Origin of the sequence: Pseudomonas mandelii (genome assembly GCF_006438925.1) — a bacterium.
Classification (GTDB): Bacteria; Pseudomonadota; Gammaproteobacteria; order Pseudomonadales; family Pseudomonadaceae; genus Aquipseudomonas; species Aquipseudomonas mandelii_C.
Map to the genome: position 1 here is coordinate 93,422 of NZ_RCZA01000012.1, position 20,219 is coordinate 113,640.

A 20,219-nucleotide genomic window follows, 5' to 3' on the forward strand; every position below is an offset into this window, starting at 1 on the left:
GCTATTCAATTTTGAAATGGGCGCGGGCTGTGGCAATCGGTTCGACCTCAGTGCTTTGCCAGGCCGTAATCGCAACGTTGGCTACCCGGCGGCCCTGCCGGCAAACCTGGCATCTGGCCCAGGTGTCGCGAAACTGCCCGGCGCGCAGATAGTCGAGGGAGAAATCGATGATCTTCGGCACACCCGGCGAACCGGTGAAAATCAGCAGGTGCAGCGCTGCGGACAACTCCATGAACCCGGCGATCACGCCACCATGAATCGCCGGCAATAAAGGGTTACCAATGTTGTCCTTGTTGGACGGCAAGCGAAACAGCAGATCATCCCCCACCCGCGAACATTCGATGCCGATCAATTTGGCGTAGGGAATCAGGTGCAGTAGCGAGGCGTAGTCGCCCTGCTCATGTGCCTGCTGAAGTTGTTCCTTGAACGCGTCAGTCATTTCGCACCTCCGGCGATGACGCCGCCAAAGCCTTTGGTGCCCTTGATGGCTTTGCCCATGCGCATGAAGGTGCCCACCACGTGGGCGATGGGCTGCTCGGGATTGTCCTGATAGGCGAAACCGCGAGCAAAGATCACATCCGTGGTCACCCGGTAGCACTGGGCAAAACCGTAGACATCTTTATGCGGCTCGGCGGCGTGCATGTAGTCGATGCGCAGGTCGAGGGTCGGACAAACTTCGAACTCGGGCAACACGCAGAGGGTGGACATGCCGCAGGCCGTGTCCATCAGCGAGGTCAGCGCCCCGCCATGTATCACGCCGGTTTGCGGGTTGCCAACAATTTGAGGACTGTACGGCAAGATGACCGTCAGGCCTTCGCTGCTGGCGCTGTGAACCCGCAGCCCAAGTACCTGACAATGTCGCAGCGCCGAGAGAAATCGTGTAGCGCGCTCAAAAACGGGGTTTTCGGCCATTTTGATAAAACTCTTCTTAGTGTTCAGGCAACGCACTAGGCGTTTTTAGTAAAAGTTCCCGTCGGAATAAACTTATATATCTGTATGAATTGAGGAACTTAACGCTATGGGCTGCGCTCGAAAGACCAGTAGATATATTTTCCATAAGGAGAAACACCCCATGCGTAAGACTTTAGCTATTGCCTTGATGTTGACCGCTTCCCTCGGTCTCGCAGCCTGCGATAAAAAATCCGAGGACAAAGCTCAAGATGCCAACAAACATGCCGAGCAAGCTCAGCAAGACATGAGCAAAGCTCAGGATAAAGTGAACGACGCGGCGAAAGAAAACGCCGAAGCCGCCAAAGCTCAGGCTGAATCGAACGAAGCAGCCACAAAAGAAGCACCTAAAAACTAAAACAGTTTTTAGCGTGATAAAGAAAACCCGCCAAGTGCGGGTTTTCTTTTGCCTGGTTTTTGTTTGCAAAGCAGGCGTTACAGCAAAATAGTTTTAAAAGTCGGACTAATCATCAACAGCAACGAACAGACTAGTCCGACGCCCCATACCAGGCTCCGCTGCCAGGCCAGATCAACCCAATAGCACAGCAAATAAATGACTCGTGTGATCACGAAGATGATTGCCAGCAAGTCGATCAGCCACCCCGCTGTCTGCGTGGTATGCGCCATCAACACCCCCACCGCGAAAAGAATGAACGCCTCAAAGCAGTTTTGATGAGCCGCCAACGCACGGGCACCGAAGCCAGTCAGTTGCGTCTGTTGCTGACGCGGCAGATGGTTGTCATAACCACCATGGTCATTCATTGCCTTGGCCACGGGAATTTTTGCCACAAAAATCAGCAAGGCACTGATAAATACACACCAGAACGGAATACTCATCAAACAGCCTCTTTAATCGCCTCGGGCAATGGCGCCTCTGTAGGTGTATAGACCATCACGTCGAGAACGTCGGAATGAAACTCCCGGCGATACAACACCAACACCACGCCGGCACTCATCAACATGAACAACCACGGGCTGACGAACCAGGCCAGCATGGTCATGCCGAAGTAGTAAGAGCGCAGTCCGAAGTTGAACTGGTTGGCGGCCATGGAAATGACGCGGGCCGCCCGGGCAGCAAAGGCTTTGCGCTCTTGTTCGGAAACATGACGCTCACCGACCATAGGCGCCGAGCCCACCAGAATTGCCGCAAAGTTGTACTGGCGCATGCACCAGCTGAACGTAAAGAACGCATAGACAAACACCAGCGCCAGGCACAGCAACTTGATCTCCGACATCCCCTGGGATGCCTGCTGCACCATCGGGATATCCGCCAATAACGATACTGCCCTTTCGGAGGCTCCGAGCACCGTGAGAATGCCGGCCAGGATAATCAATGTGCTGGAGGCGAAGAACGAGGCGTTGCGCTCCAGGTTACCGATCACGCTGGCGTCAGCGATGCGGTTGTCGCGCAACAGCATGCGGCGCATCCAGTCTTCGCGATAAAGGTGCAGCACACTGGCCAGGCACGCGGTGTCGCGGCCCTTCCACGTCGCATAACGGGTGTAGCCGCCCCAGCAGATGACGAACCAGAGCGCGGCGAGGATGTGGATCATGTTGGCGTGGATGAACGACATGCAGGTCCTTGTGATGTAGATGCGGAGTACATAATTCCTGTGAGAGCGAGCCTGCTCGCGATGACGGATTTACATTCAACACATATGTTGACTGATCTACCGCTATCGCGAGCAGGCTCGCTCCCACATTAGGTCTTGGCACTGCTTCGACGTTAGCTCAAGGAAAAAGACACTGCACCGACTCCAAAAAAAATGCCCCGTATCGATTGATACGGGGCATTTCCATGTGTGTTCACGGCCCGCTTGTGGCGGGCCATGAAGCGGCTTAAGCCAGCGCTTCTTCGCGTTTGCCCAGCAAGCGATCGCAAACCACCGCGACGACCAGGGTCATGACCGACGGCACCAGCCACGCCAGGCCTTGCTCGCTCAGCGGCAGGTGGGACAACTGAGTCGGCATCCAGTCCGCCAGACCCGCACCCTTGAGGGCGTCGATCAAACCGAAGATGAACGACACCAGCATCACCGGACCGACGATTCGACCCTGCTCATGCCAGAAGTCCTTGCAGAAGCTCAGGGCGACCAGGGCAATGCACGGCGGGTAGATCGCGGTCAGCACCGGGATCGAGAACGCAATCAGCTTGGTGAGGCCCAGGTTGGACACCAGCAGGGAAAACGCGGCCAGGATGATGACCAATGTCTTGTAGGACAGCGGCAGCACACGGCTGAAGTATTCGGCGCAGGCACAGGTCAGACCCACCGCCGTCACCAGACAGGCCAGGGAGATCAGCACCGCCAGAAAACCGCTGCCCAGAGAGCCGAAGGTGTGTTGCACGTATGCGTGCAACACCGCCGCGCCGTTGGTGGCACCCGCGGCCACTTCATGGCTGCCCGAACCGAGACGGAACAGGCTGACGTAAACCAGCGCCAGACCCACGCCGGCAATCAGCCCGGCGATGATCGCGTAACGGGTAATCAACACCGGCGACTCGACGCCACGGGAACGGATTGCGTTGACAATGACAATGCCAAACACCAGCGCGCCCAGGGTATCCATGGTCAGGTAACCATTGATGAAGCCTTGGGAGAACGGTGCTGCCACGTATTCCGGGGTGGCCACTCCGACATCACCGGCCGGCAATGCAAACGCTGCGATGCCGAGCGCGGCCAAGGCGATGATCTTCAGCGGTGCGAGGAAACGTCCTACGGTATCCAGCAGCCGGCCCGGATAGAGCGAGATGAAGAACACCAGCAGGAAGTACACCGAGCTGTAGAGGAACAGCGCCAGCGGGCTCTCGCCGGTCAACGGCGCCAAGCCGACTTCGAATGACACGGTGGCGGTGCGCGGCGTCGCGAACAGCGGGCCGACAGCGAGGTAGCACGCGGCTGCCAGCAGGCCACCGGCGACTTTCCCGATCGGGCTGCTCAAGGCATCCATGGCGCCACCGACCTTGGCCAGGGCGACAACGGTGATCACCGGCAGACCGACCGCGGTGATCAGAAAGCCCAGCGCTGCCATCCAGACGTTTGGACCGGACTGCAGACCGACGATAGGCGGGAAGATGATGTTGCCAGCCCCGACAAACAGGGCAAATGTCATAAAACCAAGTGCCAGGATGTCCTGGCCTTTCAACACTTTCATTAAGGAAATACCACACTACTGAATCGGAATTTAGAGAGGGATTTCCCTGAGGGGTGAGGGAAATGCTGTCGGTCCGTATAAGACTGACCCGTTTAGCGCGTAGCAACCTTGTGGGCGGCGGACGCAAAAATGGCTGCTAGCCTAACGAATTTGCCCGACAAACGCACTGTTAGGGTGCGAACTATCCGATACGCGACATTTCCGTGTCGCGTTTACATATATAAAGGTCAAAAGATCGCAGCCTCGTTGCACTCGACAGCTCCTACAGGGGCAACGAGGCTGCGATCTTTTGATCTTCGGAAACGACAAAGGCCACCCGAAGGTGGCCTTTGTTTGGTGAAGCGTCAGATAAGCGCGAGGCTTACTTGATCGCCCAACCGGTCAGCTCGGACAAAGCCTTGCCGATGTCTGCCAGCGAACGCACGGTTTTAACGCCTGCGTCTTCCAGGGCAGCAAACTTCTCGTCTGCAGTGCCTTTGCCGCCAGAGATGATTGCGCCAGCATGGCCCATGCGCTTGCCCGCAGGGGCAGTCACACCAGCGATGTAGGAAACAACCGGCTTGGTCACGTGTGCCTTGATGTAGGCAGCCGCTTCTTCTTCAGCCGAACCGCCGATCTCACCGATCATCACGATCGCTTCGGTCTTCGGGTCTTCCTGGAACAGCTTCAGGATGTCGATGAAGTTCGAGCCCGGGATCGGGTCACCGCCGATGCCGACGCAAGTCGACTGACCGAAACCGGCGTCAGTAGTTTGCTTCACAGCTTCGTAGGTCAGGGTGCCGGAACGGGAAACGATACCGACCTTGCCTGGCAAGTGAATGTGACCTGGCATGATGCCGATCTTGCATTCGCCTGGAGTGATCACGCCTGGGCAGTTAGGACCGATCAGGACTACGCCCAGTTCGTCGCACTTGACCTTGGCATCCAGCATGTCCAGGGTAGGAATGCCTTCAGTGATGCAAACGATCAGCTTGATGCCGCCGAATGCTGCTTCCAGGATGGAGTCCTTGCAGAAAGGAGCTGGAACGTAGATCACGCTGGCGGTGGCGCCAGTGGCAGCTACAGCGTCTTTCACGGTGTTGAACACTGGCAGACCCAGGTGCTCGGTGCCGCCTTTACCAGGAGTAACGCCGCCAACCATCTTGGTGCCGTATTCGATGGCTTGCTGGGTGTGGAAACTACCTTGCGAACCGGTAATACCCTGGCAGATAACTTTGGTGTCTTTATTGATCAGGACGCTCATTATTTGCCCTCCGCAGCTTTGACAACTTGTTGAGCAGCGTCGGTCAGGCTGGTAGCAGCGATGATGTTCAAACCGCTTTCTGCCAGTACTTTAGCGCCCAGCTCAGCGTTGTTGCCTTCAAGGCGAACAACAACCGGGATTTTCACGCCGACTTCTTTCACAGCGCCGATGATGCCTTCGGCAATCATGTCGCAACGAACGATGCCGCCGAAGATGTTGACCAATACTGCAGCGACGTTAGTGTCGGACAGGATGATCTTGAACGCTTCGGTAACGCGTTCTTTGGTAGCACCGCCGCCCACGTCGAGGAAGTTGGCTGGTTTGCCGCCATGCAGGTTGACGATGTCCATGGTACCCATGGCCAGGCCAGCACCGTTGACCATGCAACCGATGTTGCCTTCCAGCGCTACGTAGTTCAGTTCGAACTTGGCAGCGTGCGCTTCGCGCGGATCGTCTTGCGACGGATCGTGGAAAGTCTTCAGCTTAGGCTGACGGTACATGGCGTTGGCGTCGATGTTGATCTTGGCGTCGAGGCAATGCAGATCGCCGTCAGCCTTGATCACCAGCGGGTTCACTTCCAGCAGAGCCAGATCGTGATCCTTGAACAGCTTGGCCAGACCTACGAAGATCTTGGCGAACTGAGCAACTTGCTTGCCTTCCAGACCCAGCTGGAATGCCAGCTCGCGACCCTGGAATGGCTGAGCGCCAACCAGTGGATCGATAGTGGCCTTGAGGATTTTCTCAGGGGTGTCGTGAGCGATTTTCTCGATGTCCACGCCACCTTCGGTGGAAGCCATGAACACGATGCGACGGCTCGAACGGTCAACGACAGCGCCCAGGTACAGCTCTTTAGCGATATCAGTGCACGATTCAACCAGGATCTTGGTGACTGGCTGACCATTGGCATCAGTCTGGTAAGTCACCAGACGCTTGCCCAACCACTGTTGAGCGAATGCTTTGGCGTCTTCTTTGCTGCGAACCAGCTTAACGCCGCCCGCTTTACCGCGACCACCTGCGTGAACCTGGGCTTTGACAACCCATTCGGTCCCGCCGATTTTGTCGCACGCTTCTGCTGCTGCTTCCGGGGTGTCTACGGCGAAACCCTGGGATACTGGCAGGCCGTATTCAGCGAACAGCTGCTTACCCTGATACTCGTGAAGATTCATGCTTATTACCGTCTTCGTTAGGTACTGCGCATTCGGTGCTGCACTTGTTCAAGTGCCGCACCACCTGTGACTGCTGCTTGCGTAGGTGTTCCGGATAACCGGTGAGACTACGCAAGGCTGCGTCCGGCGGACATTCCGCGGTGAGTCTTGCACGCAAGGCTCACGACGGGCCTTCCGCCGTGGTTTCTTATTGTCTTGTCTTAACGCTTCTTGCGGTTGGCAATGTGGATGGCGCCGCCATTCACAGCCAGAGCTGCTTCGTGCAAGGCTTCGGACAGGGTCGGATGGGAGAAAACCATCATGCCCAGGTCTTCCGCGCTGGTGCCGAATTCCATACCGATCGCACCCTGCTGAACCAGTTCTGCAGCGCTCGGGCCAATCACGTGGACGCCCAATACGCGGTCAGTCTTGGCATCAGCGATGACTTTCACGAAACCGCCGGTGTCGTTGGCTGCCATGGCACGGCCACTGGCTGCGAACGGGAAGGTGCCAACGTTAACTTCAACGCCTTCAGCCTTCAAGGCCTGCTCGGTTTTGCCGACCCACGCGATTTCCGGGTGAGTATAAATAACCGAAGGGATCAAGTCATAGTTCATCTGGGCTTTGTGGCCCTTGATGCGCTCAACGACCATGATGCCCTCTTCCGAGGCCTTGTGTGCCAGCATCATGCCGCGAACCACGTCGCCGATGGCGTAAACACCCGGTACGGTGGTGGCGCAGTGATCGTCAACGTGCACGAAACCGCGCTCGTCCAGGGTCACGCCGCAATCAGCAGCCAGCAGATCAGTGGTCACCGGACGGCGACCAACGGCTACGATCAGCTTGTCGAAGGTGATGTTCTGTTCGCCGTTGGCATCGGTGTAGTTCACAACGACTTCGTCACCGTTCACTTTGGAACCGGTAACGCGAGCACCCAGCTTGATGTCCAGACCTTGTTTGGTCAGGGTTTTCAGCGCTTCCTTGGAAACGGCAGCGTCAGCGGCCATCAGGAAGGTGTCCAGCGCTTCAAGAACAGTCACTTCTGCGCCCAGACGGGACCAGACCGAACCCAGTTCCAGACCGATCACGCCAGCGCCAATCACGCCCAGACGTTTTGGCACGGACTGGAATTCCAGCGCGCCAGTCGAATCGACGATCACATTCTGGTCGACCGGAGCGGGCGGAATGTCGATCGGACGCGAGCCCGGAGCCAGAATCACGTTCTCGGCTTCAATGATTTCTACCGAACCGTCAGGCTTGGTGACTTCGACTTTCTTGCCGGCCAGCAGTTTGCCGTGGCCCTCGATCGAGGTCACACCGTTAGCCTTGAACAGGGTGGCAACACCCGAAGTCAGGCCTTTGACGATGTTGGCTTTACGGCCGACCATCGCAGCCACGTCCATGGTCACACCAGCGTGGTTGATACCGTGGATCGCGAAGCCTTCTTTGGCTTCCTTGTATTTCCAGGAGCTGTCCAGCAGCGCCTTGGATGGAATGCAGCCGACGTTCAGGCAAGTACCGCCGAGGGCCAGTTTGCCTTCCTTGTCGGTGTATTTCTCGATGCAGGCAGTGGTGAGGCCCAGTTGCGCTGCTTTAATGGCAGCCACGTAGCCGCCAGGGCCCGCGCCAATCACTACCACGTCGAATTTCTGAGTCATGTGTCATTCCTTCTCGAATCAAACCGGACGCTCCCTTTTGGGGACCGTCGTGGGACGAAGCTGGTCATTACAGGAGGGCCGTCCATCACTGGACGGCCCGTGCAACGAAATCAGATATCCAGCAGCAAACGAGCCGGGTCTTCCAGCAGGTTCTTGATGGTAACCAGGAAGGTCACAGCTTCTTTGCCATCGATCAGACGGTGATCGTAGGACAGCGCGAGGTACATCATCGGACGGATAACAACCTGACCGTTGATCGCCATAGGACGCTGCAGAATGTTGTGCATGCCCAGGATGGCCGCTTGCGGCGGGTTGACGATCGGGGTCGACATCATCGAACCGAAGGTACCACCGTTGGTGATGGTGAACGTACCGCCGGTCATCTCGTCCATCGACAGTTTGCCGTCACGAGCCTTCTTGCCGAAGGTGGCGATGCCGCCTTCGATTTCAGCCAGGCTCATCAGTTCGGCGTTACGCAGAACCGGAACAACCAGGCCGCGGTCGCTGGAAACAGCAACACCGACGTCGGCGTAGCCGTGATAAACGATGTCAGCACCGTCGATCGACGCGTTGACAGCCGGGAAGCGTTTCAGCGCTTCGGTGGCAGCCTTGACGAAGAACGACATGAAGCCCAGGCGCACGCCGTTGTGGGACTTCTCGAACAGGTCCTTGTACTTCGAACGCAGGGCCATGACTTCGGTCATGTCGACTTCGTTGAAAGTGGTCAGCATCGCCATGTTCGATTGAGCTTCAACCAGACGCTTGGCTACGGTGGCCCGCACGCGGGTCATCGGTACGCGCTTCTCGATACGATCGCCGGCAGCAAACACTGGAGCGGCAGCGGCAGGAGCAGCAGCCTTGGCAGGCGCGGCAGCCGGAGCGGCTTTCTTGGCAGCTACAGCGGCAACAACGTCTTCCTTGGTCACACGACCGCCTTTGCCAGTGCCGGCAACGGAAGCGATGTTGATACCGTTTTCTTCAGCCAGCTTGCGAGCAGCCGGTGCAGCAACAGGATCATCTTCGCCTTCAGCGGCAGGAGCAGCGGCTTGTGCAGCGGCCGGAGCAGCGGCAGCAGCTGGAGCGGCAGCAGCGCCGCCCGCTTCGATGGAGCCCAGGACTTCGTCGGACAGAACGGTGTCGCCTTCGTTCTTGACGATAGCGCCCAGCACGCCGTCAGCGGTGGCCAACACTTCCAGTACGACTTTGTCAGTTTCGATGTCGACGATCAGGTCATCGCGCTTGACGGCGTCGCCCGGCTTTTTGTGCCAGGTGGCAACGGTGCCATCGGCAACCGATTCCGGGAAAGTGGGGGCTTTGATTTCGATAGCCATTATCTGTGGGTCCTTAAATTCGGTTTCAGGTGCGCGAAGGCGTTAAACAGTAAAGGCGTCTTGCAGCAGTTTTTCCTGCTGCTCAGCGTGCATCGATGCATAACCACAAGCAGGTGCAGCAGAAGCATCACGACCGGCGTACTCGAGAAAGAGTGCTTTGTTGTGATTGCCAACGATGCGACGCATGTGGTGTTGGCTGCAGTACCAGGCACCCTGGTTCATCGGCTCTTCCTGACACCAAACGATATGTTTGAGGTTGGTGTACGGAGCCAGGACTTCGTTCAAGTCGTCCTCAGGGAATGGGTACAGCTGCTCGATACGCACGACGGCGATGTCGTCACGACCTTCGGCACGGCGTTTTTCCAGCAGGTCGTAGTAGACCTTGCCGCTACACAGAACAATGCGCTCGACCTTTTTCGGGTCTTGAACATCGATTTCCGGGATAACGGTCTGGAACGAACCTTCGGCCAGATCTTCCAGGGTCGAGATGGCCAGTTTATGACGCAGCAGCGACTTCGGCGTCAGGACTATCAATGGCTTGCGCAGCGGGCGAATCACCTGACGACGCAGCAAGTGGTAGATCTGAGCTGGCGTAGTCGGTACGGCCACCTGAATGTTGTGCTCGGCGCACAGCTGCAGGTAACGCTCCAGACGAGCCGAAGAGTGCTCCGGACCCTGACCTTCATAACCGTGCGGCAGCAGCATGGTCAGACCGCAGAGACGGCCCCACTTGTGCTCGCCACTGGTGATGAACTGGTCGATAACCACTTGGGCACCGTTGGCGAAGTCGCCGAACTGGGCTTCCCAGATCACCAGCGCCTCAGGCGTGGTGGTCGAGTAACCATATTCGAACGCCAGCACGGCTTCTTCGGACAGGAACGAATCGTACAGGTCGAAACGTGGCTGGCCCTTGTACAGGTTTTGCAGCGGGATGTAGGTGCCCGCGTCTTTCTGGTTGTGCAAGACAGCGTGACGGTGCGAGAACGTACCGCGACCGATGTCCTGACCCGTCATGCGAATCGGGTGACCTTCGAACGCCAGGGTTGCGTACGCCATGGTTTCGGCGTAACCCCAGTTGATCGGCAGGCCGCCGGCTTGCATTTTCTGACGGTCTTCGTAGATTTTCGAGACCTGGCGCTGAACCACGAAGCCTTCCGGAATTTCCAGAAGCTTGGCGGACAGTTCCTGCAAGGTTTTCAGATCGAAGCGAGTGTCATGACGCGCGGTCCAGGCGTGGCCCAGATACGGACGCCAGTCAACGAACAACTCTTTGTTCGGTTCTTTGACCAGGCTTTTTACGACATGCAGACCGTTGTCCAGTGCATTGCGGTATTCGTCGACTTTTGCCTGAACACGCTCTGCGTCCAGCACACCACCCTGAGTCAGACGATCGGCATACAGCTCACGGGTGGTGCGCTGTTTGGTGATCTGCTGATACATGATTGGCTGGGTGCCGCTTGGCTCGTCGGCCTCGTTGTGGCCACGACGACGGTAGCAGACCAGGTCGATCACCACGTCACGCTTGAACTGCATGCGGTAGTCGATGGCCAGCTGGGTCACGAACAACACAGCTTCCGGATCATCACCATTCACATGGAGGATCGGCGCCTGGATCATCTTCGCAACGTCGGTCGCGTACTCGGTGGAGCGCGAGTCCAGCGGGTTGCTGATGGTGAAACCGACCTGGTTGTTGATCACGATGTGCACGGTGCCGCCGGTCTTGAAACCGCGGGTCTGCGACATCTGGAAGGTTTCCATGACCACACCTTGACCGGCGAATGCCGCGTCACCGTGGATGGAGATCGGCAGAACCTTCTCACCGGTAGGGTCGTTGCGACGATCCTGACGGGCGCGAACCGAACCCTCGACCACTGGAGATACGATTTCCAAGTGGGACGGGTTGAACGCCATCGCCAGGTGAACTTCACCGCCGGTGGTCATCACGTTGGACGAGAAGCCCTGGTGATACTTAACGTCACCGGAACCCAGCTCGACCTTCTTCTTGCCTTCAAACTCGTCGAACAGCTCGCGCGGGTTCTTGCCGAAGGTGTTGACCAGTACGTTCAGACGACCACGGTGGGCCATGCCGATAACGATTTCCTTGGTGCCGTAGGAACCGGAACGCTGGATCAGCTCGTCGAGCATCGGAATCAGGCTCTCGCCGCCTTCCAGACCGAAACGCTTGGTACCCGGGTATTTGGTACCCAGGTATTTTTCCAGACCTTCGCCGGCCGTGACGCGCTCGAGCAAGTGGCTCTTGATGTCGGCGGAGTACGTTGGACGGCCGCGCACGCTTTCCAGACGTTGCTGGAACCACTGGCGCTGCTCGGAATCGGTGATGTGCGTAAATTCAGCGCCGATGGTGCGGCAATATGTCTGCTGCAACGCTTCGTGAATTTCGCGTAGGCTCGCCTCCTCTTTGCCGATGAACAGGTCGCCGGCACGGAAGGTCGTATCAAGATCGGCATTGGTCAAGCCGTAATGATTGATCGACAGGTCTGCAGGTGCAGGACGCTGCCACAGCCCCAGCGGGTCAAGCTGGGCTGCCTGGTGGCCACGCATACGGTAGGCCTGGATCAATCGCAGCACTTCAACTTGCTTCTTCTCGTGCTCACTGCTCACGCTGCCGGCGGAAACCGGTTGGGCGCGGCGCTGGTTCTTTGCCAGCAAGACGAAATGATCGCGAATTGTGGAGTGCGAAACATCGGTGGCAGTGTTGCCGTCAGCAGGCAACTTCTGAAAGTAGGTGCGCCACTCTTCTGGCACAGCGTTAGGGTCGTGCAGGTAGAGCTCATAGAGCTCTTCCACATAGGCAGCGTTACTACCGGATAGGTAGGCGCTGTTCCACATGCGCTGCATCACGCTTTCTTGCATGCTTGGTCACCCTCGGTTAGGGGAACACCACCGGCGTCGACACCGAGCACGCTTGCAGAAGTCCGAATGCAGCGACTAAAACAAGCCACTTAGGATCACGCTGATAGTCCGGGTACCAGCCCGGATGCCCCTGCTTGTCTCATTTCTTCAAAATAAGAGCCGCAGCCTTATAAGCTGCTGCTCAGGTTAAAACTACGGCGCCGGTTGAAGCCTGCGCCGTAGCATCTACGGGTACAGCGGTACTACATTTACAACAGCCGGGTTACAGCAGCTGAATCACACGCCGCTTTGCAGCAGCATGTTACGTACGTGACCGATGGCCTTAGTCGGGTTCAGGCCTTTCGGACAGACGTTGACGCAGTTCATGATCCCGCGGCAGCGGAATACGCTGAACGGGTCATCCAGCGAAGCCAGACGCTCGGCAGTCTTGGTGTCGCGGCTGTCTGCCAGGAAGCGATACGCTTGCAGCAGAGCAGCTGGACCCAGGAACTTGTCCGGGTTCCACCAGAAGGACGGGCAAGAGGTCGAGCAGCAAGCGCACAGGATGCACTCGTACAGACCGTCGAGCTTTTCACGCTCTTCAGGAGTCTGCAGACGTTCGATGGCCGGAGCCGGCGTGTCGTTCTGCAGGTATGGCTTAACCTTTTCGTATTGCTTGTAGAAGATGCTCATATCGACGACCAAGTCACGGATAACCGGCAAACCTGGCAGAGGACGAACGATCAGCTTGTTACCTTTTACGACAGCGGACAGCGGCGTGACGCACGCCAGAGCGTTTTTGCCGTTGATGTTCATGCCGTCGGAACCGCAAACACCTTCACGGCAAGAGCGACGATAGGAGAAACCCTCGTCCTGCTCTTTGATCAGGGCCAGCACGTCCAGCACCATCAGGTCTTTACCGTTGGTATTGACCTGGAATTCCTGCATGAACGGCGCGGCGTCCTGATCAGGGTTGTAGCGATAAACACTGACTTGCAACATGGCGGCTACCCTTAATAAGTCCGAATCATTGGTTCAAAGGTCGGGACTGTTTTTGGCGAGAAGTTCACGGCACGCTTGGTAACGCGCTTCTCACCCGGGAAATACAGGGTGTGGCACAGCCAGTTAACGTCATCGCGCTCTTCGAAGTCTTCACGGGCGTGAGCGCCGCGGGACTCTTTGCGGATTTCTGCGGCGATGGCGGTAGCTTCGGCCACTTCCAGCAGGTTCTGCAATTCCAGAGCTTCGATACGAGCGGTGTTGAACGCCTGGCTCTTGTCGTTGATCTTGACGTTGGCGATACGGCCACGCAGATCAGCCAGCTGGGCAATACCCTTCTGCATGTATTCGCCGGTACGGAATACACCGAAGTAGTTCTGCATGCAGCTTTGCAGCTCTTTACGCAGGGTGGCGACGTCTTCACCTTCGGTACGCGAGTTCAGGCCATCGAGACGTGCCAGGGCAGCGTCGATGTCGGACTGGCGAGCGCGGGTGTAGTCGACGCCTTCTTTCAGGGTCTGTTCCAGGAACAGGCCGGCGGCACGGCCGAACACTACCAGGTCGAGCAGCGAGTTGCCGCCCAGACGGTTGGCACCGTGAACCGATACGCAAGCCACTTCGCCTACTGCGAACAGGCCCGGGATGATCTGGTCAACGCCGTCGGCATCCTGAGTGATTGCCTGACCGTGAATGTTGGTCGGCACGCCGCCCATCATATAGTGGCAGGTTGGAACGACCGGAATCGGCGACACGGCTGGGTCGACGTGGGCGAAGGTCTTGGACAATTCCATGATGCCTGGCAGACGGCTGTGCAGAACTTCTTCACCGAGGTGATCGAGTTTCAGCATTACGTGGTCGCCATCCGGACCGCAACCGTTGCCGGCGATGATTTCTTTAACCATCGAGCGAGCAACAACGTCACGACCAGCCAGGTCTTTGGCGTTCGGAGCATAACGCTCCATGAAACGCTCGCCGTGCTTGTTGATCAGGTAACCGCCTTCACCGCGGCAGCCTTCAGTAACCAGTACACCGGCGCCGGCGATGCCGGTTGGGTGGAACTGCCACATTTCAATGTCTTGTACCGGTACGCCAGCACGCAGAGCCATGCCGACGCCGTCACCGGTGTTGATCAGGGCATTGGTGGTGGACGAGTAGATACGGCCTGCACCGCCAGTCGCCAGTACAGTGGCGTTAGCACGGACGTAGGAAGTTTCGCCGGTTTCGATGCAGATGACGATCATGCCGACAAAGGCACCATCTTCGTTCTTCACCAGGTCGACACCGTAGTATTCGTTGAGGAATACAGTGCCGGCCTTGAGGTTGGCCTGGTACAGGGTATGCAGCAGTGCGTGACCGGTACGGTCGGCAGCGGCGCACGTACGGGCAGCCTGGCCACCTTTACCGAAGTCTTTCGACTGACCGCCGAACGGACGCTGATAGATGCGGCCCTGCTCGGTACGGGAGAACGGCAAGCCCATGTGCTCGAGCTCAAAGACCGCTTCCGGGCCTACGGAACACATGTATTCGATAGCGTCCTGGTCACCGATATAGTCGGAACCCTTGACGGTATCGTACATGTGCCAGCGCCAGTCATCGTTCGGATCTGCCGAGGCGATGGCACAGGTGATGCCACCCTGGGCGGATACGGTGTGCGAGCGAGTCGGGAAAACCTTGGTTACCACGGCAGTCTTGTGACCACCTTGTGCCAGTTGCAGCGCAGCGCGCATGCCAGCACCGCCGCCGCCAATAATAATGGCGTCGAACGAAAGCGTATTAACTGTAGTAGACATGAATCAGATACCCCAAAGAATCTGCACACCCCAGACGAAGTAGGCGAACATCGCAATGCCGCATACTGCCTGGAAGAGGAAACGTACTGCAGTCGCGGACTTGCCCAGCGCCATCGGCGTCAGGTAGTCGGTCGCGATGGTCCACATGCCAACCCAGGCGTGAGCGCCCAGGGCCACCAGGGCCAGCAGACTGAAGATACGCATCCCGTTGCTTGCAAACAGCTCGTGCCATTGGGCGTAGCCAATGCCAGGGTGCGCTGCCAGGTATCCAATCAGGAAAATGAAATAAGCCGCGAGAACAACCGCAGACACACGCTGCGCCATCCAGTCATAGAGGCCGGAACGCGACAGGTTCGTTACGCTGGTTACCATATCCAAACTCCCGCCAGAACGATCAACACCGCAGACACGGCGATAATGATTTTCGAGCCCAGCTTGCCGCCTTCCAGCGTCTCACCGATGCCCATGTCCATGATCAAATGGCGCACGCCGGCTACCATGTGATACAGCAAGGCAGAGAGGAGGCCCCATGCTACGAACTTGGCCAGCGGACTGGTCAAGCATGCCTTCACTTCGACAAAACCTTCCTCGGAACCCAGAGATTTGCCCAATGCATACAGCATGAAGCCAAGGCCCAGGAAGAGGATGATGCCGGAAACACGGTGAAGAAACGACGTAACGCCGGTGATGGGGAGTTTGATGGTCCTAAGGTCTAGGTTTACAGGTCGTTGGCTTTTCACGGCTTTTTTTTCACACTGAAGAGCCCCTAACAATCAGGGCAAAGTTGTTGGGGAGTGCACTGGTCAGGTAACCACTACCCAGGGATGCGACCCCCAACAAAGCAGGCCAAAAAGCCCCTGGCGGTCGGTGGCCGAGTATAGACAGTTAGGCTACTAATGACAACGCGTTCACCTCCCCCTAATAGCTCATTGCACAAGTCGTATAAAAGGCGTAAATGGCAGTCAATTTCGAGGAAAAAGTCCGGTTAAAGCCTTCTGGAGCAAGACTTTAGGCAAATTGACATTCGAATTTATCTCACTATAGTGGTGCGGGCCCTGCGTGGGGGGTCTGTCTGATGATTTCAAGCATAAATAGGAGGCCACATGGCTGACAAAAAAGCGCAGTTGATCATCGAGGGCGCAGCCCCCGTCGAGCTGCCCATTTTAACCGGCACCGTTGGTCCCGATGTAATCGATGTTCGGGGCCTGACGGCCACGGGCCGTTTCACCTTTGACCCTGGTTTCATGTCGACAGCTTCCTGCGAGTCGAAGATCACCTATATCGACGGCGACAACGGCATCCTGCTGCACCGCGGCTACCCGATCGAACAGTTGGCTGAAAAGTCGGACTACCTGGAAACCTGCTATCTGCTGCTCAACGGCGAATTGCCGACCGCAGAACAGAAGGCCCAGTTCGTCAGCACCGTGAAGAACCACACCATGGTTCACGAGCAGCTGAAGACCTTCTTCAACGGCTTCCGTCGCGACGCCCACCCGATGGCCGTCATGTGCGGCGTAGTCGGCGCCCTCTCGGCCTTCTACCACGACTCCCTGGACATCAATAACCCGCAGCATCGCGAAATCTCCGCGATCCGCCTGGTTGCCAAGATGCCGACCCTGGCAGCGATGGTTTACAAGTACTCGATGGGGCAACCCATGATGTACCCGCGCAACGACCTGACGTACGCGGAAAACTTCCTGCACATGATGTTCAACACCCCGTGCGAGATCAAACCGATCAGCCCGGTGCTCGCCAACGCCATGGACAAGATCTTCATCCTCCATGCCGACCACGAGCAGAACGCATCGACTTCCACCGTACGCCTGGCCGGCTCTTCGGGTGCCAACCCGTTCGCCTGTATCGCCGCCGGCATCGCTGCACTGTGGGGCCCTGCCCACGGCGGCGCGAACGAAGCTGTTCTGACCATGCTCGATGAAATTGGCGATGTGTCGAACATCGACAAGTACATCGCCAAGGCCAAGGACAAGAACGATCCGTTCAAACTGATGGGCTTCGGTCACCGTGTTTACAAAAACCGCGACCCACGCGCAACAGTCATGAAGCAGACCTGCGACGAAGTGCTGAAGGAACTGGGCATCACCAACGATCCGCAACTCGAACTGGCAATGCGCCTGGAAGAGATCGCCCTGACCGACCCGTACTTCATCGAACGCTCGCTGTACCCGAACGTCGACTTCTACTCGGGGATCATCCTCAAGGCGATCGGCATTCCAACCAGCATGTTCACCGTGATCTTCGCTTTGGCACGGACCGTCGGCTGGATCTCCCACTGGAAAGAAATGCTCTCCAGCCCGTACAAGATTGGCCGCCCGCGCCAGCTGTACACCGGCTACGAGTCGCGTGACATCACCAAGCTGGAAGACCGCAAATAAGACCTGTCTTGCGATAACGTCTTGAGTTGCACCGGAAACGGCCTCTATTTATATAGAGGCCGTTTTTGTTTGTGCGGCGGTGGCGTGGTGTGGGATTGGGGGCATCCGTTGCTGCGGTAACGGCTGCTTATGGTTTCGCTTTTACAGCGACTCACTTTTCCAGACGCCGAAAAGTAAGAGCCAAAGCCAAAGCCAAAGCCAAAGCCAAAGCAACCTAACAGCTGTGCGAGCCTGCTCGCGAAGGCGGTGGATCAGGCACAGCAATGTTGATTGAACCGCCGCCATCGCGAGCAGGCTCGCTCCCACAATGAATCGGCGTACCCGCTTCGCTCTTAACCACTCATCAGGCCGAGCGTTAGCTCGCCTTCAGCTTTTGATCTTGCTTTTGATTTTGATCTACCCGCCCTTCGGAACGAAGGAACACCGAGCCCTAGCGAGGGGCCGGACGCTCGGGGCGAGCCTTTTTTTGCTTACTTTTTTTTGGCGTTTGAAAAAAAAGTGAGTCGCCGTAAGGGCGAAACCCTAAGTAGCCGTTACCGCAGGAATGGATATGTACCCCAGTCAACAACAGCATGGTCGGCCCAAAGGCCGCCACAACAAACAAGCCCCCCCACTAACAATCCGATAACCGCCCACAAAACAAAATGCCCCGATCTCTCGACCGGGGCATTTTCTGTTTAACGCAGCTTATATAGCCAAGCCTGAAGCCTTAGTGAGCAACCGCCCCACTCGCCCCCAAACCAGTCTGCGAACGAACAAACTGCGGGAAGAACAGCGCACGCTCATTAACGCCGGCCGTCGACTTGTCAGTGATCGAGAAGAACCAGATCCCGATAAACGCAATGGCCATGGAGAACAGCGCCGGGTACTCATACGGGAAGATAGCCTTCTCGTGATGCAGGATCTGCACCCAAATGGTAGGACCAAGGACCATCAAACCAACGGCACTGATCAGACCCAACCAGCCACCGATCATCGCCCCGCGTGTGGTCAGCTTCTTCCAGTACATGGAAAGCAGCAGCACCGGGAAGTTACAGCTCGCCGCGATGGAGAACGCCAGGCCTACCATGAACGCGATGTTCTGGCTTTCGAACAGAATGCCCAGACCGATCGCCAACACACCCAGGCAGACGGTGGTGATTTTCGAAACGCGGATCTCATCCTTGTCGTTGGCTTTGCCCTTCTTGATCACGCTGGCGTAAAGGTCGTGAGACACCGCCGTAGCGCCGGCCAGCGTCAAACCGGCCACTACAGCCAGAATGGTTGCGAACGCGACTGCCGAGATGAAGCCCAGGAAGATACTGCCACCCACCGCGTTAGCCAGGTGCACCGCCGCCATGTTGTTGCCGCCCAACAGCGCGCCAGCAGCATCTTTAAAGGCAGGGTTGGTGCTGACCAGCAGGATCGCGCCGAAGCCGATGATGAACGTCAGGATGTAGAAGTAACCAATGAAGCCGGTTGCATACAGCACGCTCTTGCGAGCTTCTTTCGCGTCACTCACGGTGAAGAAGCGCATCAGAATGTGCGGCAGGCCAGCGGTACCGAACATCAGTGCCAGGCCAAGCGAGAATGCCGAGACCGGATCTTTCACCAGGCCGCCCGGACTCATGATCGCTTCACCTTTAGGGTGAACCTTGATCGCCTCGGAAAACAGCAGGCTGAAGTCGAAGTTGACGTGCTTCATGACCATCAGCGCCATGAACGTAGCACCGGACAGCAGCAACACGGCCTTGATGATCTGCACCCAAGTGGTCGCCAGCATGCCGCCGAACAACACGTACATGCACATCAGGATACCGACCAGGATCACGGCAACGTAGTAGTCGAGACCGAACAGCAGCTGAATCAGCTTGCCGGCACCGACCATTTGCGCGATCAGGTAGAACGCCACCACCACCAGCGAGCCGCAAGCGGACAGCGTGCGGATCTGGGTTTGCCCAAGGCGGTAGGACGCCACGTCGGCAAAGGTGTATTTACCCAGGTTACGCAGGCGCTCGGCGATCAGGAACAGAATGATCGGCCAGCCCACCAGGAACCCGATCGAGTAGATCAGGCCGTCGTAGCCAGAAGTGAACACCAGGGCGGAAATACCCAGGAAGGACGCCGCCGACATGTAGTCACCGGCGATCGCCAGACCGTTCTGGAAGCCGGTGATCTTGCCACCCGCCGCATAGTAGTCGGCTGCCGAATTGTTGCGTTTGGAAGCCCAGTAGGTGATGCACAGGGTCAGACCAACGAACGCGACAAACATCAGGATCGCGGAGACGTTGAGCGGTTGTTTGTGCACTTCGCCGGTCAGGGCTTCACCTGCCCAGGCGCCAGGTGCAAAGGCTGCGATGCTCAATAGAGCCATTAGACGCCGGATCATTGCTGAGCCTCCTTGAGAATCGCATTGTTCAGGTCGTCGAATTCGCCATTGGCGCGTCGTACGTAGATTGCAGTCAGGATAAAGGCCGAGAGAATCAGCCCGACACCAATCGGTATCCCCCAGGTAATCGAAGACTCGGGGCTGATTTTCGCCCCCAGAATATGCGGCCCGTAAGCAATCAAAAGGATGAATCCGGAGTAAAGCCCAAGCATGATCGCCGAAAGAATCCAGGCGAACCTTTCTCGCTTACTAACCAGCTCCTTGAAGCGCGGGCTGTTTTGAATCGAGAGGTAAATGCTGTCGTTCATTGTTTTTATCCTCGCAGCACAGATGAAGTT

Annotated in this window: 18 protein-coding genes; 2 read left to right on the forward strand and 16 right to left on the reverse strand. The window is 57.2% G+C overall.

Annotated features, from left to right (window positions below):
• Position 1 precedes the first annotated feature (1 nt).
• Both EAH74_RS25130 and EAH74_RS25135 read right to left on the reverse strand, forming a co-directional pair.
• On the reverse strand, positions 2 to 439 hold the full coding sequence (locus EAH74_RS25130) for a PaaI family thioesterase (RefSeq protein ID WP_140681885.1): 438 nt from the start codon (positions 437 to 439) through the stop codon (positions 2 to 4).
• A complete protein-coding gene (locus EAH74_RS25135; protein WP_123364605.1) occupies positions 436 to 912 on the reverse strand; it encodes a PaaI family thioesterase in 477 nt (158 codons plus the stop codon). The genes EAH74_RS25130 and EAH74_RS25135 overlap by 4 nt, the downstream gene beginning before the upstream one ends.
• Positions 913 to 1,072: 160 nt before the next feature.
• On the opposite strand from EAH74_RS25135, the gene EAH74_RS25140 reads away from it, so the two are divergent.
• The gene (locus EAH74_RS25140) at positions 1,073 to 1,306 is read left to right on the forward strand and encodes a hypothetical protein (RefSeq protein WP_123364604.1); all 234 of its coding nucleotides are present in this window, start codon (positions 1,073 to 1,075) and stop codon (positions 1,304 to 1,306) included.
• Positions 1,307 to 1,383: 77 nt separating this feature from the next.
• On the opposite strand, the gene EAH74_RS25145 is transcribed toward EAH74_RS25140, so the two are convergent.
• From EAH74_RS25145 to sdhC, 12 genes are all read right to left on the reverse strand, one after another.
• The gene (locus EAH74_RS25145) at positions 1,384 to 1,785 is read right to left on the reverse strand and encodes an MAPEG family protein (protein ID WP_140681887.1); all 402 of its coding nucleotides are present in this window, start codon (positions 1,783 to 1,785) and stop codon (positions 1,384 to 1,386) included.
• The gene (locus EAH74_RS25150; protein ID WP_033055885.1) at positions 1,785 to 2,522 is read right to left on the reverse strand and encodes a DUF599 domain-containing protein; all 738 of its coding nucleotides are present in this window, start codon (positions 2,520 to 2,522) and stop codon (positions 1,785 to 1,787) included. The genes EAH74_RS25145 and EAH74_RS25150 overlap by 1 nt, the downstream gene beginning before the upstream one ends.
• 265 nt (positions 2,523 to 2,787) lie before the next feature.
• Positions 2,788 to 4,101: a branched-chain amino acid transport system II carrier protein gene (brnQ, locus tag EAH74_RS25155; protein WP_129442292.1), complete on the reverse strand. Its 1,314-nt coding sequence runs from the start codon at positions 4,099 to 4,101 to the stop codon at positions 2,788 to 2,790.
• Positions 4,102 to 4,462: 361 nt separating this feature from the next.
• The gene (sucD, locus tag EAH74_RS25160; protein ID WP_008148605.1) at positions 4,463 to 5,344 is read right to left on the reverse strand and encodes a succinate--CoA ligase subunit alpha; all 882 of its coding nucleotides are present in this window, start codon (positions 5,342 to 5,344) and stop codon (positions 4,463 to 4,465) included.
• Positions 5,344 to 6,510 (reverse strand): ADP-forming succinate--CoA ligase subunit beta, encoded by a 1,167-nt coding sequence (sucC, locus tag EAH74_RS25165; RefSeq protein ID WP_008148602.1) that lies wholly within the window; start codon positions 6,508 to 6,510, stop codon positions 5,344 to 5,346. Before sucC ends, sucD begins: the two co-directional genes overlap by 1 nt.
• A 200-nt stretch (positions 6,511 to 6,710) precedes the next feature.
• Complete coding sequence (lpdA, locus tag EAH74_RS25170; protein ID WP_123364600.1) at positions 6,711 to 8,147, reverse strand: dihydrolipoyl dehydrogenase; 1,437 nt, start codon at positions 8,145 to 8,147, stop codon at positions 6,711 to 6,713.
• A 110-nt stretch (positions 8,148 to 8,257) separates the two neighbouring features.
• Complete coding sequence (odhB, locus tag EAH74_RS25175; RefSeq protein ID WP_010456848.1) at positions 8,258 to 9,478, reverse strand: 2-oxoglutarate dehydrogenase complex dihydrolipoyllysine-residue succinyltransferase; 1,221 nt, start codon at positions 9,476 to 9,478, stop codon at positions 8,258 to 8,260.
• Between the two features lie 42 nt (positions 9,479 to 9,520).
• Positions 9,521 to 12,352 (reverse strand): 2-oxoglutarate dehydrogenase E1 component, encoded by a 2,832-nt coding sequence (locus EAH74_RS25180; RefSeq protein WP_140681889.1) that lies wholly within the window; start codon positions 12,350 to 12,352, stop codon positions 9,521 to 9,523.
• 276 nt (positions 12,353 to 12,628) lie between these two features.
• A complete protein-coding gene (locus EAH74_RS25185) occupies positions 12,629 to 13,333 on the reverse strand; it encodes a succinate dehydrogenase iron-sulfur subunit (RefSeq protein ID WP_140681891.1) in 705 nt (234 codons plus the stop codon).
• An 11-nt stretch (positions 13,334 to 13,344) separates the two neighbouring features.
• On the reverse strand, positions 13,345 to 15,120 hold the full coding sequence (sdhA, locus tag EAH74_RS25190; RefSeq protein ID WP_140681893.1) for a succinate dehydrogenase flavoprotein subunit: 1,776 nt from the start codon (positions 15,118 to 15,120) through the stop codon (positions 13,345 to 13,347).
• 3 nt (positions 15,121 to 15,123) lie between these two features.
• The gene (sdhD, locus tag EAH74_RS25195; RefSeq protein ID WP_123364598.1) at positions 15,124 to 15,492 is read right to left on the reverse strand and encodes a succinate dehydrogenase, hydrophobic membrane anchor protein; all 369 of its coding nucleotides are present in this window, start codon (positions 15,490 to 15,492) and stop codon (positions 15,124 to 15,126) included.
• The gene (sdhC, locus tag EAH74_RS25200) at positions 15,486 to 15,860 is read right to left on the reverse strand and encodes a succinate dehydrogenase, cytochrome b556 subunit (RefSeq protein ID WP_046048044.1); all 375 of its coding nucleotides are present in this window, start codon (positions 15,858 to 15,860) and stop codon (positions 15,486 to 15,488) included. The genes sdhD and sdhC overlap by 7 nt, the downstream gene beginning before the upstream one ends.
• Positions 15,861 to 16,223: 363 nt before the next feature.
• Between sdhC and gltA the strand changes: the two genes are divergently transcribed.
• Positions 16,224 to 17,513 carry a citrate synthase gene (gltA, locus tag EAH74_RS25205; protein WP_008148584.1) on the forward strand — a complete coding sequence of 430 codons (1,290 nt, stop codon included), beginning with the start codon at positions 16,224 to 16,226 and terminating at the stop codon, positions 17,511 to 17,513.
• Positions 17,514 to 18,222: 709 nt separating this feature from the next.
• Here the strand turns inward: gltA and EAH74_RS25215 are convergent.
• Together EAH74_RS25215 and EAH74_RS25220 are read right to left on the reverse strand one after the other, a co-directional pair.
• Entirely contained in the window at positions 18,223 to 19,881 is a 1,659-nt protein-coding gene (locus tag EAH74_RS25215) for a cation acetate symporter (RefSeq protein ID WP_140681897.1), read from the reverse strand.
• Positions 19,878 to 20,189, reverse strand: coding sequence for a DUF485 domain-containing protein (locus EAH74_RS25220; RefSeq protein ID WP_017337238.1), 312 nt, complete (start codon positions 20,187 to 20,189; stop codon positions 19,878 to 19,880). Before EAH74_RS25220 ends, EAH74_RS25215 begins: the two co-directional genes overlap by 4 nt.
• Positions 20,190 to 20,219: the final 30 nt, after the last annotated feature.